This window comes from Pseudarthrobacter sp. B4EP4b (genome assembly GCF_006680095.1).
Classification (GTDB): Bacteria; Actinomycetota; Actinomycetes; order Actinomycetales; family Micrococcaceae; genus Arthrobacter.
Window position 1 is genome coordinate 65,879 of record NZ_VHIJ01000016.1, and the last position, 17,195, is coordinate 83,073.

Sequence of the window (17,195 nt, forward strand, 5' to 3'; positions counted from 1 at the left end):
CCATGTGGTTCCATGCCATATAAATGGCCAGCACGTGTGTGTCGGTGCCATGGGCTTTGGGCTGGCGGCAAAGAGGGTGCGTTGTTCAGGAACCGGCGGAACCGACGCCTGCCGTCTTCATTCGCCACAAGCGCAGCGCAACCTGGACGTCCAGGGAACGGCTTCCCCGGCGCCACGAGGCACCCGCCAGCGCGTCGATCCGGTCCAGCCGTTGTCTCAGGGTGTTCGAGTGGATGTGAAGCGCATCGGCCGTCTCTTGCGTGGCGCCACCGTTGTTGTGGAACGTCCACGCTGTGAGGACCAACTGTGTGCCCCGCCGCTCGTCGTAGTCCAGGAGGGGCCCCAACTGCGCAGAGAGCAGTTGTCCAGCGAAAGGGCTATCCATCGCTCCGAGCAGCATCCCCGCGGTACCCAGGGCTGCGCGGTCCGCTGCCTCTCCGTCACGCGAGAGGGCCTGCAGGGCACGGAGGACGGAGTGGGCTTCACTGTGGGCCGTGGAGAGTCGGGCAAAGCCGGTCACTGGTTCTGAGGACCCAACGGTGGCCGTGATGCGGCGTCGCCTTAGTTCGTCAATGATGGATTGGCCGGCGCGGCCGGAAGCGCGGGCGTCATCCTGACGGCTGCCGTTCCCGTCCACAGGTTCAATGATGCACAGATGTGATTCGTGCAGTGCGGTGATTCCCGGGCTGCCCTCGGACCGGTGCCTGAGCACGGAAAGAGCCCGTTGGCGCTGGTCGTCGGCGACGCCCACCACGCGAACTGCGAGCCGGGCGTGGTTTGCCAAGCCGAACTGCCCGGCCCTGCGGGTCAGTGCGGCCGAGTGCTCAGCCCGGGGGCTGAGCAGGTCATCGATGAGTTCGAGCTGCAGACGGTATTGGGCGTCCTGATAGGTGCGTTCGAAAAGCAGCGACACACTGAGCACCAGGGCGCTGCGTTCCAGGACGGCGAGCTGGGCCGGGCGCAGCTGCTCTGCGACGATCAGGGAGGCCAGGTGCTGCTCGCCCGCGACGGCAGACATGACTGTGTACTTCTTGTCGTTGACCTCGAACTCGATGGCCACACTCTTGGCAGCTGACTCCTCGGCGGCGCTCAGGGCCGGAAGGCTTCCAAAGTCAGGATGCGCCGTCCCGTCCGCCAGCGGCTCGCCCATGGGCGAAACCAAGAAGACAGGACTGCCGAGGGACTCGGCCAGCAGGTGGAGCAGGTGTGGAAGGCTTCCGGCTGACGCCAGGGTCTCCATGAGCCGTCGGTCCAGGGTTGAGAGCTCTTCGAGTGCCTGCATGTGGGACAGGTTCTGTTGCTGTGCCTGGTCCAGCCGCGCTAGAGCATCAGCCATCTCGCTGAAGTAGCGGGCGTTTTCCAGCGCGACGGCAGCGTGCGTACCGATGGATTCCATGAGCGCCACGTCGTCACTGCTGAAATCGTGTGCATGCCTGTCGGCCACCAGCAGCGCGCCGATCACTTTCCCTTCTGCGCGAAGGGGAACGCCCATGATCGCCCGGACACCTTCGGCCGCCACAGCAGCGTCGCTGGATTCCAGATGGGATTTTGACCCGTCCAAGAGGTAGTCCGCGCTCTGGGCCGGCGCCTCGCCGGTGGCCACAGCACCGAGCACGCCTTCGCCCAGGGGCATGCGGATGTTCCGGAAAAGAGCGGTCGTTGCGCCGTCGGTCACCCGGACGTAGGACTCGCCGGTGTCATAGTTGTTCAGGCTCAAGTAGGCGATGTCGCTGCCGATCAAAGACCGGGTCCGCCGTACGATGGCCTTGAGCACCGCCTCGACATCGCGTATGCCCGTCAGGTCGGTAGCCGTATCGTAGAGCACGCGAAGCAGACCCTCCCTGCGGCTCGCCTCCCATAACCGTGCGTTCAGCCGGCGCGCGGCTGCAGCGCTTGACTGGTCGATGGACCCGGAGTCCAGCCAGGCAGAGAGCGTCGTCTCTAGTTCAGCCGCGGAGATGCCGCGATCAAGCATGTCCATAATCTGGCCGGCACCCTTGGCATCGCCCGACGTGCCGCCGCCATGAACAGCAGAGACGTCATTCGTAGCCATGAGCCAATGCTAGTCCGGAGTCCACGGCGCAAACCCAGGAGGAGGCTTCAGTAAACGGAGCCCTCGAGCAGCTCGGAAAGCCTGCTGGCTGCACGCCGGAGTTCCGGGACGCCTGCCTTGAGCGTGGCCTCGCTGGCTGCCTCCACGGGACTGGTGAGGGAAATGGATTCGCTCGGGCGGCGCCCCGTCCTGTTCGGCACGGCCACGGCTACGGAGAGAACCCCAGTGGCCCGCTCATCCGCAGAGTACGCATACTCGGCGTCGGGCTCCGGCAGCCTGGAACGAAGTTCCCCGGCGGTCAATTCTGGGTCCTGACCTGCAATAACGGCCGCCGCCACCACCTGCTCCAGCTCGTCGTCGGACGCCGAAGCGAGCAGGATCTTGCCGGCGGCGCCTAGTGTGAGCGGCAGCCGCTTGCCCAGCGGAAGGTCGTATCGCAGCGGGGCCTCGCCGTCTACGCGTGCCACGAGGATGCGCTCGAACCCCAGCCGCGTGTACAGCGACGCCGTCAGCCCGGTCTGTGACGCGACCTGCTGGAGGATGGGCCGGGCGGCGACCACGAGAGGATCGTTTTCGAGGAAACTCCGGGCGGCAGGCAGGACCGCCGGCCCTATCCGGTAGGACTTGTCGGTCTGGCTCACCATGCCGAAGTCCTGCAGCACGCGCAAGATCCGCAACGTGGTGGGCAGGCTCATGCCGCAATTCCTGGCCAGGTCGCTGAGCCGCTGCGGCCGCTCAGCGCGCTGCAGCTCCGCGAAGACCTGCATGGCCCGTGAGAGGGAGCGCATGTTCGAGGCTTTAGGGCCTTCCTCTGCCGGGGCACCCGAGGCGCTGGATGTCGTCGTCGTCATTCTTCCATTCTATGTAAGTTCCTTGCGCTTGACAGCTCATGTGTCTGCTGTCACTATTTCTCTGTACGCAATATAGTTTCATTCTGTGAAATGAAGCAACGCAGACTGGAACAACGCACGGAGAAGGAACCCATGACAACGAAGTCAGTTGCAATCGCCCCCAAAAGCACTGTCCGAGTGGCACCGTCAGTGTTGGCGGGCATCGGAGCCTTTGCTGCTGTGGGCGCCTACGTCCTGGTCGCCTCGATCGACCTCGGCCTCTGGACTTCCCTGGGCCCGGGCGCCGGTCTGTTCCCCTTCGCCATGGGCGCCGTCCTGGTGGCCATGGCTGTTGTCTGGCTGATCCAGGAACTCCGTCGGCCCAGCCACACGGCAGAAGGTGTTGACCGCGGGCTGGTCCTCGCCGTCGTCCTGAGCCTGGTGGTCCTCGCGGCGGTCCTGGACCTGATCGGCTTCCAGCTGGGCATGTTCCTGTTCCTCATGTACCACCTGAAGCTGCGCGGCCGCAGGGGCTGGCCCTCCTCGCTGATCACCGCGCTGGCCGGCAGCGTCGGCGCGTTCTACGCCTTCAACTACGGCCTGAACGTGTCCCTGCCCGTCTCGGCCTTTCCCTTGCTGAACACGATCGGACTCTGAACGTGGATACCCTCAACGAACTTATGGGCGGCTTCGCGGCCGCCATGACCTGGCAAAACCTGCTTTTTGCCTTCCTTGGCTGCCTGCTGGGCACCATCATCGGCGTGCTGCCCGGCATCGGCCCCGTAGCCGGCGTTGCGCTGCTCATTCCCCTCACGCTGAACCTGGACGCGACCGGCGCGATCATCATGCTCTGCGCCATCTTCTACGGCACCGCCTACGGAGGAACCATCACCAGCGTCCTGCTGAACACCCCTGGCGAAGCCGCCTCGGCCATCACCACCATCGACGGCTATGCCATGACCAAGATCGGCAAGGCCGGCGCCGCCCTGACCATTGCCGCCGTGGGGTCCTTCGTGGGCGGAACCGTTGCAACCATCGGCCTGGTGGCGGCCGCCAAGCCGCTCGGTGAACTGGGCCTGCTGGTAGGGCCGCCGGAATTCTTTGCCCTGATGGTGGTGGGGATCTCCCTGCTCGTCGCACTTGCCGGCAAATCCATGGTCAAGGCCGTCATCTCCGGCGCCCTGGGCCTGCTGATCGCCATGGTGGGCATCGACCCCGTTGCCGGGGCCCCGCGGTTCACCTTCGGCATGGACCGGCTTCTGGACGGCGTGAGCTTTGTTGCCGTAATCGTGGGTGTCTTTGGCCTTTCGGAGCTCCTTTCCTACCGCAAGGACACGGCCACCCCCATAGTGCACGCACCGAACCTGCGGTCCCTGCTTCCCACCCGCGGGGAATGGCGCCGTAGCGCCCCGGCCATGGCGCGCGGCACCGGCATCGGGTTCGGCCTGGGACTCATCCCGGGCATGACCGGTTCAGTATCCTCGCTGCTGGCCTACGGTGCGGAAAAGAAGTTCTCCCGCCACCGCAACGAGCTGGGCAAGGGCGCCATCGAAGGTGTTGCCGGCCCGGAAACAGCCAACAACTCGCACGCCAACGCTGCCCTGATCCCGCTGTTCACCCTCGGCATCCCGGCATCACCCACCATCGCGGTGCTGATGGGCGCCTTCCTCCAGCAGGGCCTCACCCCGGGTCCCACCCTCTTCACCGAACACTCCGAGATCGCGTGGGCCATCATCGCCAGCCTCTTCATCGGAAACCTGCTCCTCCTGCTGCTGAACGTTCCGCTGGTGGGTCTGTGGACCTCCATCCTCCGCGTCCCGTCGTCGATCCTCACCGCACTGATCCTGCTGTTTATGGTGATCGGCGCCTACACCATCAACTTCAGCGTTTTCGATGTCTTCGTGATGATCGGTTTCGGCCTGCTGGGCCTCGCCCTCCGGCACCTGGACATCCCGCTGGCGCCGATGGTGCTGACCCTGGTGCTCGGCCCGCTCATGGAACGTTCCCTGCGGGAATCCCTTGAAATCTCGCAGGGCGACTTCAGCATCTTCACCAGCCGCCCCATCTCCGCAGTCCTGATCGGCCTGGGCCTGCTGATCGTCTTCAGTCCGCTGCTCAAGCTGCGCAAGCCGAAGGCACTCAACGAAGACCCCGAAACCTAGGCCCAAACCCGTACACCCCCAAGCACTACCCCAAGCACACCTTCAAAGGAGAAGAACCATGAAAACCCGTGCACGCATCGCAGCCGCCCTGGCCGCCGCATCCCTGATCGCCCTGACCGGCTGCGGCGCCAACGCCGGCGCCACCAACGCCCCGGCCGGCGACTTCCCCAAAAAGGGCAAAACAATCGACCTCGTCGTCGCCTTCTCCTCCGGAGGCGCGGTGGACACCGCTGCCCGGCTGATCCAGCCCATCCTGGAAAAGGAACTGGGCACCAACGTGGAGGTCATCAACAAGCCCGGCGCCGGCGGACAGATCGGCTATACGCAGCTGACCAGTGCCAAGCCTGACGGATACACCATCGGCGCCACCGGCTCCCCGTCCGTCGTCGTCTCACCCCTGGATCCCGCCCGCGGCGCCAAATACACCCGCGACAGCTTCCAGCCACTGGGCCGCCAGGTCATCGACCCCACCGTGATCGCAGTGCAGCCGGACAGCCCCTACAAAACGCTGAAGGAACTCCTGGACGCGGCCAAGGCCAGCCCCAAGTCCCTGACCGCCAGCACCACCGGGCTCCAGACCGGCGAACACTTCGCCCTGGCGCAGATCCAGGAGAACACCAGCTCCGAATTCGCTCCGGTCCACTTCTCCGAAGGTGCATCCCAGGCCACCACCGCTTTCCTTGGCAAACATGTGGACGTCCTGGTGGCCAACGTCAGTGACGTCACCGACCTGACCAAGCAGGGCAAGGCCCGCGTCCTGGGCGTCATGACGTCAGAGCGGGCACCCTCGCTGCCGGACGTTCCGACGTTCAAGGAAGCGGGCTACGACCTCGAAGCCGGCACGGTCCGCGGCTACTCCGCCCCCGCCGGCCTGCCGGACGACGTGGCCAAGAAGCTCGAAGCCGCCATCAAGACGGCCATCGAAGACCCCACGGTCAAGGAAAAGATGAGCGCCCTCGGCCTGCAGACCAGCTACCTCTCCGGCGAGGACTACAAGCAGTTCTGGGCCGGACAGGAAGAGGACTTCAAGAAGGTCCTGCCGCTGGTCCAGAAGACCAACTGACCCTGCCGCAAACCCACCGGACGGAAGAAACCCTCATGACAACCCCAGCAATCGACACCATCGATGCCGACTTCCCCCGCCCCGACAGGGACGTGGTGGAGCGCCTCGCCAAGCTGCCCGCCGCCAACATCGGCGATGCGATGGACCGGCTCGGCGTGGCGGACTCCGCCATCCAGGCCATCTGGCCCGGCGCCCTTCTCGCCGGCCCCGCCTTCACGGTGTGGACGAGGCCCGGCGACAACCAGGGCATCCACAAGGCCCTGGAACAGGCCCGGCCGGGGGACGTCATTGTGGTGGCCGGCGGCGGCGACGCCTCCCGCGCGCTGCTTGGCGAGCTCATCGGCGAACGCGCCATCAACCTTGGCATCGCCGGCTTCGCACTGGACGGAGCAGCGCGCGACGCCGAAGCGCTGGGTGAGATCGGCATGCCCGTCTTCGCCCGGGCTACTTCCCCCGCCGGCCCTTACAAGAACGGTCCCTTCCGCCTCGGGACAGCGCTCGCCTTCGGCGGCGTCCCCGTCCTGCCCGGCGATGTGATCATCGGCGACTCCGACGGTGTGGTGGTGGTGCCCCGCGATCAGGCAGCCGCAGTGGCCGAGGCTGCCGAAGCAGTCTTCGCAGACGAAACGAACCGCAGGCAAGCCATCGTGGCCGCCCGCGCCTGAAGCAAGAAAGACAGAGAAACCATGACAGCGGTAACCGTCATTGGCCTCGGCGAAGCCGGCGCCACCTACGCCGCGGCGCTCCACGCCGCGGGCCACAAGGTCACCGGGTTTGACCCGGTTGCGCCCACCACCCCCGCCGGCGTCACCCGCGCAGGAACAGCAGCGGAAGCCTGTGAAGGCACGGACATCGTCCTCGTCATGACAGGAGCCGCCGCTGCCCGCAGCGTCGCCCGGGAGTGCCTTCCGGTCCTGGAAGCGGGCAGCTGCTACGCGGACTTCACCTCGTCCTCTCCCGGAGTGATGCGCGAACTCGGACAGCTGCCCGGCAAAGCCGACTTTGCCGACGTCGCCATCCTTGGACCCGTCGCCGCGCTCGGCGAGAAGACGCCCCTGATGGCCAGTGGACCGGGAGCGCAGGCGGTGGCTGACCTGCTCGGTCCAGTAGGCGCCGACGTCGAAATTGCAACGGGAGAACCAGGTGCGGCCATGGCCCACAAACTCCTGCGCAGTGTCCTGATGAAGGGCCTGGCTTCCGTGGTGGTCGAGGCCGTAACCGCCGGCAGGGCAGCGGGGCTCGAAGAATGGATCCGGGCCCAGATCGCCAGCCAGCTCGCCGGTGACGGCCAGGCAGTCATCGACCGGTTCCTGGCCGGCACAGCAAAGCACGCCGTCCGGCGCTCCAAGGAAATGCAGGACACGGCCAGCTACCTCGCCGATCTTGGAGTTCCCGCCGAGATGACCAGCGCCTCCGCTGCCGCCCTGCAGCGCATGGCACTGGAAACTGAGCCGGCCTTGCGCTGACCGCTGTGTCCGGCAGAATCAAGAACGGGTAATACGTGATTCACCACCTAACCGGCATCCCGCCGTCAGGAGCAGCAACATGATCGGCATCTGGGCACTCGGCGCCTACCTTGCCGTCATCCTGTTATGGACCACAGTGCTCAAGCGCAGCGTGGGGGAGGCCATGATCCTGGGCTTCCTGGCCGTGCTTCCGTTCACCGGGGCAGCGGCGGTGTGGATCGGCTGGGACGCGCTCTACTCGGCCATCACCGATGAGATCGTCTACGCCACCATGGCCTTCGTCTTTATGGGCTACCTGCTGGACGAAACCGGTGTGCTGGACAAGCTGATCGATCTCCTGAACTCCCTGATCGGCGGGCTTAAGGGCGGGCCGGCCTGGGTGTCCACCGTGGCCTCAGCCGGCCTGGGCGGGGTGGTCCACAACCAGGCCGCCATTGCCGCCACAGTGGGATCGGTAACCATCCCCTGGATGGAAAAGTCGCGGCTGGACAAGCCCTCGGCGGCCACGCTGGTGGCCGGCAACGCCGGCATGGGAATCACCTTTCCGTTCAGCGCCTCGATGTTCGTGCTGGTGGGGTCCGCCACCGTGGGTCCCCTCCTGGACATCAATGCGCTGGTCCTGCCGTTGCTGTTCGGTGGCCTGTGGTGCTTCCTGCACCGGCTGATCGTCACCTGGCTGCTGATCCGCAAGAGCGGGATGGCTCCGCTTGATGCAGCCCACCGGCTGCCGGTCCGGGCCGCATTTGGCCGTGGCTGGGCCACCCTGCTGCTGTTCGTTGTGGTGGCCATTCCGCTGGTCATCACGTCCGGGGCCATCGCAGAGGGGCTCTCGGACTGGACCGGGGGAGACGTCGCCAAGTCCGTCAGCGTCATCGTCTGGATCCCCGTGGTCCTGATCATCACGGGCTTCCTGCTGGGCCGGAAGAAACTTCCCACGGACGGGCGGGCGTGGTGGGCGTTGCTGCAGAACTCGGCCCCGCGCTTCGGAATCGTGGGCGTCACCGTAGTGTTCGCCTTCGCCGGAGCCAACGCCCTGGCCGCCACCGGCCTGCCACAGCAAATGACAACGCTCCTCAACGGAATGAACCTCCCGCTGTGGATCCTGGCCATCCTGATCGGGCTGATTGTCATCGCCGTCGCCGCACCACTGTCCGCCACCGCCACCATGGCTGCTGTGGGGACAGTCGGCGTCGCCGCCCTGGTGGCGGCCGGGGTGCCGGCAACCACGGCAGCCGTGGCCGTCCTGGTCTTCTCCTCCTGCGAGGCGGCGGTTCCGCCCGGCGGTGCCCCGCTGTATGTGGCCTGCGGCATCGCGGACGTGGACCCGATCACGACGTTCCTCCGGCTGCTCACCCACTATGCCCTGCCGTTGCTCGGCATCGGGGTCCTGATCATCCTCGGCGTCCTGCCCATCTAGAGGAAGTCACCATGCACACCATCCGAAGGGCCATCGAAGTCCTCTTCGTGCTGACCCTCGCAGCGCTCCTTGTTGGCGGCGTTGTGTTCGTGGCCGGGCAGGCCATTGCCCTGGTGGCCGGCCAAGGCGACTGGCTCACCCTGCTCAACGAGACCATCAAGGCGCCCATGTGCATCGCTGCCTCGGTCTGCGCCGTCGCCGGCTTCCTGCTCAGCTACAAACGCCGGCAGAACCAGGAGCAGCCGCAGGAAGCAGGGGCGCGGTGAGCTCCGGGGACGGAACCTATCCAACGTTCGCCGGGCTGCTGAAGCGGGAGGGCGCTCTGGCCGGGACCTCCTGGGGCCTGTTTCCGGACGCAACCCGAGGGACGCCGTCGTTCATTAATTCCCGGGCCGTGCTGGAGGCGCGAAGCTGCATCCGCACCGGCACGGCCTTTGGCCTGGACTATCCGGCCGATGCGTTCTACCCCGGCATGTCCCTCAAACGTGGCGCTCCCCGGCACACCATCTACTCCTCGCACCCGGCCCACCGGGACGACTTCCTGGACGGGTACTACCTGCAGGGATCCAGCCAGATCGACGGGCTGCGGCACCGCCGGGCAGACGACGTGGGCTTCTACAACGGCACACCCGATGACCTTGTCCGTGAGGGGACGCCCGATCTTGGCATCCAGGAATGGGCGGACAACCCGATCGTGGGCAGGGGAGTGCTTGTTGACCTCGCCGGGTACCGGGCCGGGCAGGGCGCTCCGATCGACCACGCCACCGGTGAGCCCCTGGGCCTGGAGCTGATCCAGGCAGCGCTGGACGCCCAGTCCGTGGCCCTCCGGCAGGGCGACATCCTGATGCTGCATACCGGCTGGTGCGAGTGGTTCCTGGCCCTGGCGCCGGGGGACAAGCAGCGTATGCGGGAGAGCAGGCAGGCCACCGGCGTTGCCCAGTCCGAGGACTTCGTCGCCTGGGCATGGGACCACAAGCTGGCGCTCCTCGCGGCGGACAACTTCGCCTTCGAATGCCTGCCAGCATTGGCTTCCAGCCCCTACCGCGACTCCGCCCCAAACGATCACGGGATGATGCACCAGCAGCTCCTCGCCAAGCTGGGCATGCCGCTGGGTGAACTGTGGCGGCTCGGGCCCCTCGCGCGCCACATGCGGGGCATCAGCCAGTGGGACGCCTTCGTTACTATCAAACCGCTGAACATCACCGGCGGGACCGGATCGCCAGCGAACGCCACCGCGTTGCTGTGACGCCTGCCGGGTCAGTTGGCTGCGCCCCTACCCGTCCCCGTCAGGAGCGAGGAACTTCATCAGTGTCTCCATCAGGTGCAGTGTCTTCCGGCCGGGGTCCAGGAGGGACTGGATCCGGAGGCCGTCCATCATTGCCATGACCATGGTGACCTTGTCGTCTGCGCTGAGCTCCTCGCTGTCCTGGGAGGTGGCAAGCCGGGTGCTGGTGAAGTAGTCCCGCATCTTCTCGCGGCGAGTAATGAAGAAGTCGTGCGCGGGGTGGCTGGGATTTGTTGCCGCGATGGTGATCGCAAGCCAGTTCCGCTGCTGGTCCGGGTGGGCAAACTCGTCCCGAAGGATGGTGGACAACACCTGTTCCCGGGGCACTTTCGATTCGATGATGCGGCGGGCGAGTTCCGAATCGTCGGCATCGCGCTGGGCGAGGGCGGCCAGGAGAAGCTCATCCTTCGTCGCAAAATGGCGGAGCAATGCCGCGTGGGTCACGTTCGCCCGGGCCGCGATATCCCTCAGGGATGCCCGTTCATAGCCGTGCTCGGCGAAGCTTGCTGACGCTGCCCTGACAATCTCCGCCCTGCGGGCGGGAGTTGTTGCATACGGGCCGCGTCGCCTGGTGCCGGCCTTTTTTCCGGTCTCTTGCCCGGCAGTGGTGGTCACGGAAATCGTCTCTTTTCTGTGGCCGGGCTTTTCTTCCCGGGGGTATTGCCAATTGTAACCACTCTGGCTACTATTTCTCGAAGAGTAACCACAGTGGTTACTATTTACTTGGCTTTCGACACAGCTGTCGTCCGTCGTCTGCGGCGCTGCGGGCGGGGAGCCATCCGATTAAGGAGTCATAGGTGACTACGAACGAACACGAGGCTTCTGGTTTCGTTGGCGGCATTGCCGCCGCCCAGCCGGTGCCCGGCAACCAGAATCCCGGAGAAGCTTCCGACGGCGTTGCGACCGTCCCAGAGGAACCCCAGTCACCCGTGAGCAGGAGCTACATTCTTTGGCTGATGCTCGCGAGCTTCGGGGCATCCATCGCCATGATGGTGCCCCTTTCCTACGGCATCGCCGTGCGGATCAGCGAACTGGCTCCCGGCCATGAAGAGGTGCTGGGTTACATCACCGGCACGGCCCAGCTGATTTACCTGGTCATCAGCCCGATGGTGGGTATCTGGAGTGACCGCATGCGGTCCGGTTTTGGCCGCCGCACCCCGTTCATCTTCCTCGGCACCGCCATCGGCCTGGCAGGCCTGGTGGTGATGGGACTGGCGCCCGATCTGCTGATTGTCGGCGCGGGATGGGTGCTGGGCATGTCAGGGTGGTCCATTTCCGGTGCGGCGATCCAGAACCTGATGGCGGACAAGTTGCCGGACCAGCAGCGCGGGCGCGTTTCAGCCCTGACATCGCTCATGACCCAGATCGCGCCCGTCCTGGGTATCGGGGTGGCCTATGCCGTTTCGTCGAACACCCTCCTGGTCTTCGTCGTACCAGGACTCATCGGCGCCGTGCTCCTGGCCCTGCTTCCGATCATCAAGCCCGAAGGCAGCTCTAAGGACCTTGCCGTTACCTCGCAGGTCACAGCAAAATCGGTGGTTGCCAGCTACGGCTTCAACGTGCGCAAATACCCCGACTTCGCGTGGAACTGGCTGGGCCGCTTCGTGTTCTTCATCGGCCTGTACTTCAACACCACGTTCGGCACGTTTTTCTACGCGCAGCGCCTCAACCTTCCCGTCCGGGAAGTGGCCGGCGTGGTCGCCACCATCGGTATGCTCGGCGTTGTCGCGGCAGCAGCGGGCGCGCTCCTCGGCGGATTCCTGTCCGACAGACTGCGGCGCCGGCGCCTGTTCGTGCTGATCTCCGCACTCCTCTTTGTCGGCGGAGCGCTGGCAGAGGCAACGGCGTGGTCCCTTCCCCAGCTGATCATCGGCGCCGTGCTCATGCAGACCGCCATCGCCGTCTTCGCCACAGTCGACCAGGCAATCATTTTCGCCATCCTGCCCAACCGCAGCGAAACCGGGCGGTACATGGCAGTGGTGGCCTTCGCGCAGAAGATCCCGAGCGCCGTAGCTCCGCTCATTGCTTCCCTGATTATCACCATCGGCGCCATTGGACCGGAGAAGAACTACACGCTCCTGTACCTCACCGGCGCCGTCCTGGCCCTGCTGGGCGGCACCGTCATCGCGGTCAAGGTCAAGGCAGTCCGCTGAACGGGCCCCACGAAGGAAGAAGGACCACCATGGGCAGAGCGCCCTACGATCTGGCCGTCGACAGCGGCGGAGACCAGTTCCCTGTTACGGGGCCCGCCCCCAGGCTGTCGTGGAAGATTTCAGCCGACACCACCGCTCCCTACGAGCTCGAAGCGGCCATCGACGGCGCGCTCCAGCCCACCGTGACGACGGACCAGCGGCTGTACGTGTCTTGGCCGTGGCAGGCCCTGCGCAGCCGGCAACGGGTTCACTGGCGGGTGCGGGCCGGTGCCTCCGGGGACTGGTCTGCGTGGTCCGCTTTCGAAGCCGGGCTCCTGGACGTGGACTGGACCGCGGCCTGGATCTCCCCGGCGGAACCCGAAGACCCGGGCTATGGACGCCGTCCCGCCTACCTGCTCACCACCCACTTCGAGCTGCCCGGCGCCGTGAAGTCTGCCCGCCTCTACGCCACGGCACTCGGCGTCTACACCGCGGCGGTCAACGGCGAAAGGGCCGGTACCGCGGAACTGTCCCCCGGGTCGACGTCGTACGACCGCACGCTCTACGCGCAGGCCTTCGACGTGGCATCCTCGCTGAGGCCCGGCCGCAACCGGATGGACCTTGAACTGTCCGACGGCTGGTACCGCGGCCAGGTGGGCGCTTTCCGGCTGCCCGCCGGCTGGGGCACCACAGTGGGAGCACGTGCAGAACTGCACATCGAACTGAGCGACGGAACCCGCCAGGTCGTCCCCACGGACGGCACTTGGACGAGCGCCCCGTCAACGACGACCCGTGCGGACCTGATGGACGGGCAAAGCGTTGACTTCGGGAAGGCGGCCGCTTCGGAGAAAGTTCTTGTAAACGTGGTGGAGGTGCCGTCCATCGACTGGTCGCCCGCACCGCCGGTCCGGGTCATCGACTCCCGTGCGCCCAAGAACCTCCAAGAGGTCAGGCCGGGCGTATGGGTGGCCGACTTCGGCCAGAACGCGTCCGGGTGGATCCGGCTGGCGGACCTCGGACCAGAGGGCACCCGCACGGTCATCGAGTACGGCGAACACCTCAGCCCGGACGGTGACCTCTCCACCTCGCACCTCGATTCCCACCGGCCGGGAGAGCCGGCAAGAATCTTTTCGCAGCGTGATGAAGTGACAGCAGGACCTGCCGGCGCAATATTCGAGCCCCGCCACACGGTCCACGGCTTCCAGTACGCCCGCATCAGCCGTTTTGGCGCCGCCTTGGATCCGTCCGCGCTGACCATGCAGGTGGTCCATACCGACCTTCGTCCCACCGGTGAATTCTCCTGCAGCAATGAGGACCTCAACCGGCTGCACAGCATCGGCGAATGGAGCTTCCTGGGGAACGTGGTAGATGTCCCCACCGATTGCCCCACCCGGGAACGGGTGGCCTGGACGGGCGACTACCAGGTCTTCATCTCCACCGCCACCAGGCTGCGGGACGTGCTGGGGTTCAGCCGGAAATGGCTGAGGTCAGTGCGGGACGACCAGCTCGAGGACGGCCGCATCGCCAACTTTTCCCCCGACGGACGCCGCATCAAAAACAACCTGGATGACCAGTTCGCGATGATGACCGGATCCGCCGGGTGGGGAGACGCCATTGTGGCAGTTCCCTGGGCACTTTACGAGGAGTACGGCGATGAGGCAGTACTCGCCGAGAACTGGGATGCCATGGACCGGTGGGTCCGGTGGGCCCTCGACAAGGCACGCACAACCCGCCACCATGCCCGCGCGCAGCTCTCACCCGAGCCGGAGCCCTTCGAGGAGTACCTCTGGGACGGCACCTTCCACTGGGGCGAATGGACCGAGCCGAAAAAGCGCGACGCCGACGGGAAACTGATCGACCCCGTCCAGGACAACCCGATGGCCTGGTTCATGGAAGACAAGGGCGAAGTGGGCACGGCCTACCTCTACCGCTCCACGGCTACACTTTCCCGGGCAGCCCACGTTCTGGGACGCGCCGAAGAGGCAGCAAAGTATGCGGACACCGCGGAGTCCATCCGGCTGGCGTGGCAGGCCGCCTACCTTCGCGCGGACGGCACCACCGTCACGGACAGCCAGGCCAGCTATGTCCGGGCGCTCTCGTTTGGCCTGCTGCCGGACGAAGCCCGCGGGCCTGCCGTAACCCGCCTCGTCGAGCTGATCCGGAACGAGGACACACATCTGGGAACAGGATTCCTCTCCACCGGAGACCTGCTGCCCGTTCTCGTTGAGGCTGGCCGGGAGGACGTGGCGTACGGGCTGCTCCTGCAGCGCAGCGCGCCGTCGTGGCTCTACATGGTGGACAAGGGCGCCACCACCATCTGGGAATCCTGGGAGGGCATTGACGAGGACGGCAACGCCCACGACTCACTGAACCACTACAGCAAGGGAACAGTCCTCCGGTTTCTCCACGAATACACGCTGGGACTGCGGCAGGATCCGGGTTCGGTGGCCTGGCGGTCCGTCGTCATCGCTCCAACCCCTGGCCCGGACCTGAGTTGGGCGCGCGGGTCGCATGAGACACCCAACGGGACCATCAGGGTCCACTGGCAGCTCGATGAAGAAGAACTGCGCATCGACGCTGACATCCCGGCTGAAACCACCGCCCGGATCGTCTTCCCCGATGGCACTGAATACGCGGCCGGCCCGGGCAGGTTCCGCGCTGCAAGATCCATCCCCTCCACGAACGCCCACCTGACCTACGCAACTTAGAGGACCAAATGACTACTTTCCCCGACGGCTTCCTGTGGGGCGCCGCAACTGCCGGCCACCAGATTGAAGGCAACAACGTCAACAGCGACTGGTGGGCCCGCGAGCTGACCATGCCCGGCATGGAGCTTTCCGGCGACGCCTGCGACAGCTACCACCGCTACCGCGAGGACATCGCCCTCCTCGCAGACGCGGGCCTGACTTCCTACCGGTTCAGCCTCGAGTGGTCCCGGATCGAACCGGTTGCCGGGCACTTTTCCAAGGCGGAGCTGGCCCACTACCGCCGCATGATCGAGTACTGCTTCGAGCGGAACGTGGCGCCCGTGGTCACCCTGCAGCACTTCACCACACCCCAGTGGTTTGCGAACGACGGCGGCTGGCTGGCTCCGGATGCGTCCGAAAAGTTCCAGCGCTACGTCACAGCCACCACGGAAATCCTCGACGGTGTCGAGTGGGTGGTCACCATGAACGAACCCAACATGCAGGCGGCCATCATGACAGCCATGCGCCGCATGCAGCAGAACCAGGGTGCCCAGTGGCAGAGCCCCACCGTCGAAGGGGAGGGTGAAAAGAAGCAGACGCACAGCGACTTCCTCACCTACGCAGACCCCGAAATCGGGCGCGCCTTCACGGCCATCCACCATGCCGCCCGTGACATTATCCGGGCACGGACCAACGCCAAGGTCGGATGGACCATCGCCGCCGGAGCCCTCACCCCCGCCCCCGGCGGAGAGGAAAAACTCCTCGAAATCCGGTACGGCAAAGAGGACGTCTATTGGGAGGGCAGCCGTGGCGACGACTTCGTCGGCGTACAGGCCTACTCCAGCCAGGAAGTGGACGCCAACGGACTCGTTCCCCACCCGCCGCACCCCGACAACACACTCGTTGGCACTGCGTACCGGCCCGACGCGCTCAGCATGGCCGTCCGCCACGCCTGGGACATCACCGGTGGCGTGCCCGTCCTCATCACGGAAAACGGCATCGCCACTGCCGATGACGAACAAAGGATCCGCTACACCACCGAAGCGCTCGTTGGCCTCCTTGAAACCATGGCTGAGGGCATCGACGTGCGCGGCTACCTGCACTGGTCGCTCCTGGACAATTTCGAGTGGGGACACTGGGAGCCCACCTTCGGCCTGATCGCCGTCGACCGGGACACCTTCGTACGGACGCCAAAGCCAAGCCTGGCGTGGCTCGGAGGCGTGGCCCAGCACAACGCCCTGGACGCCGGGGTCCTCTCGTGACCACCGCTTTCGCCGACGTTTCCGCCGCACCCCTCGCAGAGCTCCTGTCCCTGGCCGGCAGGCAGGCGGTGGTCACGGGCGGGGCCCAGGGGCTCGGCAAGGCCATCGCGCTCCGGCTGGCGGAGGCAGGCGCCAACATCCTCATCGGTGACCTCAACGCCGACCGGGCCCAAGCCGCGGCAGACGATATAGCTGCACGCTTTCCGGTGCGGGCACTCGGTGCCGCCATGGACGTCTCCGACTCCGAATCCGTCCGCGCCGCCGCTGCATCCGCGGTCGAGGAGCTCGGCGGAATCGACATTTGGGTGAACAACGCGGGCATCTTCCCCAGCGTCCCGGTCCTGGAAACACCGGATAGGACCTGGGAGCAGGTGTTCGCCGTGAATACCCGCGGCGTCTTCAACGGCTCCCGTGAGGCTGCCCGGCACATGACGGACGCTGACCGGGGCGGCGTCATCATCAACATCGTCTCCACCGCCGGATTCACCGGGACAGCTCCCGGACTCTCCGCCTATGTCGGATCCAAGCACGCCGTGCGCGGCATGACGAAGCAGATGGCCCTTGAGTTCGCTCCCCTCGGGATCCGCGTCCTCGGGGTCGCACCCACCTTCGTCCCTACGGAAGGCAACATGGCCGCGGCCGCAGCTCACGCGCCAACGGAAGAATCCGGCCAGGCGATGGCCGTCATGACCAACAGCCTCATCGGCCGGATGGGCACCCCGGACGACATCGCACGCGTTGTCCTCTTCTGCGCGAGCGATCTCTCCACCATCATGACCGGAAGCACCCTCCTGGCCGACGCGGGGCAGACCATCTGAGCGGAAGCGGTGGTGCCGGA

15 protein-coding genes are annotated in these 17,195 nt (G+C 65.9%); 12 read left to right on the forward strand and 3 right to left on the reverse strand.

Going from position 1 to position 17,195, the window contains the following annotated elements; translation table 11 throughout:
• Window positions 1-85: 85 nt before the first annotated feature.
• Both FNL14_RS05930 and FNL14_RS05935 read right to left on the reverse strand, forming a co-directional pair.
• Window positions 86-2,053 (reverse strand): GAF domain-containing protein, encoded by a 1,968-nt coding sequence (locus FNL14_RS05930; protein ID WP_091419008.1) that lies wholly within the window; start codon window positions 2,051-2,053, stop codon window positions 86-88.
• Between the two features lie 47 nt (window positions 2,054-2,100).
• On the reverse strand, window positions 2,101-2,904 hold the full coding sequence (locus tag FNL14_RS05935) for an IclR family transcriptional regulator (protein ID WP_142058456.1): 804 nt from the start codon (window positions 2,902-2,904) through the stop codon (window positions 2,101-2,103).
• Between the two features lie 132 nt (window positions 2,905-3,036).
• Between FNL14_RS05935 and FNL14_RS05940 the strand changes: the two genes are divergently transcribed.
• From FNL14_RS05940 to FNL14_RS05975, 8 genes are all read left to right on the forward strand, one after another.
• Window positions 3,037-3,540 carry a tripartite tricarboxylate transporter TctB family protein gene (locus FNL14_RS05940; protein ID WP_142058458.1) on the forward strand — a complete coding sequence of 168 codons (504 nt, stop codon included), beginning with the start codon at window positions 3,037-3,039 and terminating at the stop codon, window positions 3,538-3,540.
• Between the two features lie 2 nt (window positions 3,541-3,542).
• Window positions 3,543-5,045 (forward strand): tripartite tricarboxylate transporter permease, encoded by a 1,503-nt coding sequence (locus tag FNL14_RS05945; RefSeq protein WP_091419013.1) that lies wholly within the window; start codon window positions 3,543-3,545, stop codon window positions 5,043-5,045.
• A gap of 58 nt (window positions 5,046-5,103) precedes the next feature.
• Window positions 5,104-6,108, forward strand: a complete 1,005-nt coding sequence (locus tag FNL14_RS05950) for a tripartite tricarboxylate transporter substrate binding protein (protein WP_091419015.1) — start codon at window positions 5,104-5,106, stop codon at window positions 6,106-6,108.
• Window positions 6,109-6,143: 35 nt separating this feature from the next.
• Complete coding sequence (locus tag FNL14_RS05955) at window positions 6,144-6,773, forward strand: methyltransferase (protein ID WP_091419016.1); 630 nt, start codon at window positions 6,144-6,146, stop codon at window positions 6,771-6,773.
• 21 nt (window positions 6,774-6,794) lie between these two features.
• Window positions 6,795-7,574 carry a DUF1932 domain-containing protein gene (locus FNL14_RS05960; RefSeq protein ID WP_142058460.1) on the forward strand — a complete coding sequence of 260 codons (780 nt, stop codon included), beginning with the start codon at window positions 6,795-6,797 and terminating at the stop codon, window positions 7,572-7,574.
• A 79-nt stretch (window positions 7,575-7,653) separates the two neighbouring features.
• The gene (locus FNL14_RS05965; RefSeq protein ID WP_142058463.1) at window positions 7,654-8,991 is read left to right on the forward strand and encodes a TRAP transporter large permease subunit; all 1,338 of its coding nucleotides are present in this window, start codon (window positions 7,654-7,656) and stop codon (window positions 8,989-8,991) included.
• A gap of 11 nt (window positions 8,992-9,002) precedes the next feature.
• Window positions 9,003-9,257: a hypothetical protein gene (locus FNL14_RS05970; protein WP_091419021.1), complete on the forward strand. Its 255-nt coding sequence runs from the start codon at window positions 9,003-9,005 to the stop codon at window positions 9,255-9,257.
• Window positions 9,254-10,237 carry a cyclase family protein gene (locus FNL14_RS05975; protein ID WP_142058465.1) on the forward strand — a complete coding sequence of 328 codons (984 nt, stop codon included), beginning with the start codon at window positions 9,254-9,256 and terminating at the stop codon, window positions 10,235-10,237. The genes FNL14_RS05970 and FNL14_RS05975 overlap by 4 nt, the downstream gene beginning before the upstream one ends.
• A 27-nt stretch (window positions 10,238-10,264) precedes the next feature.
• Here the strand turns inward: FNL14_RS05975 and FNL14_RS05980 are convergent, their stop codons facing one another.
• Window positions 10,265-10,891 (reverse strand): TetR/AcrR family transcriptional regulator, encoded by a 627-nt coding sequence (locus FNL14_RS05980; RefSeq protein WP_142058467.1) that lies wholly within the window; start codon window positions 10,889-10,891, stop codon window positions 10,265-10,267.
• 182 nt (window positions 10,892-11,073) lie between these two features.
• Between FNL14_RS05980 and FNL14_RS05985 the strand changes: the two genes are divergently transcribed.
• The 4 genes from FNL14_RS05985 to FNL14_RS06000 are packed head-to-tail and all read left to right on the forward strand — an operon-like array spanning window position 11,074 to window position 17,175.
• Window positions 11,074-12,429 (forward strand): MFS transporter, encoded by a 1,356-nt coding sequence (locus FNL14_RS05985; protein ID WP_220126152.1) that lies wholly within the window; start codon window positions 11,074-11,076, stop codon window positions 12,427-12,429.
• A 29-nt stretch (window positions 12,430-12,458) separates the two neighbouring features.
• Window positions 12,459-15,116: an alpha-L-rhamnosidase gene (locus FNL14_RS05990; protein ID WP_142058469.1), complete on the forward strand. Its 2,658-nt coding sequence runs from the start codon at window positions 12,459-12,461 to the stop codon at window positions 15,114-15,116.
• Between the two features lie 8 nt (window positions 15,117-15,124).
• Entirely contained in the window at window positions 15,125-16,357 is a 1,233-nt protein-coding gene (locus FNL14_RS05995; protein WP_142058470.1) for a glycoside hydrolase family 1 protein, read from the forward strand.
• Window positions 16,354-17,175 (forward strand): SDR family NAD(P)-dependent oxidoreductase, encoded by an 822-nt coding sequence (locus FNL14_RS06000; protein WP_142058472.1) that lies wholly within the window; start codon window positions 16,354-16,356, stop codon window positions 17,173-17,175. The genes FNL14_RS05995 and FNL14_RS06000 overlap by 4 nt, the downstream gene beginning before the upstream one ends.
• The last annotated feature ends 20 nt before the right edge of the window (window positions 17,176-17,195 follow it).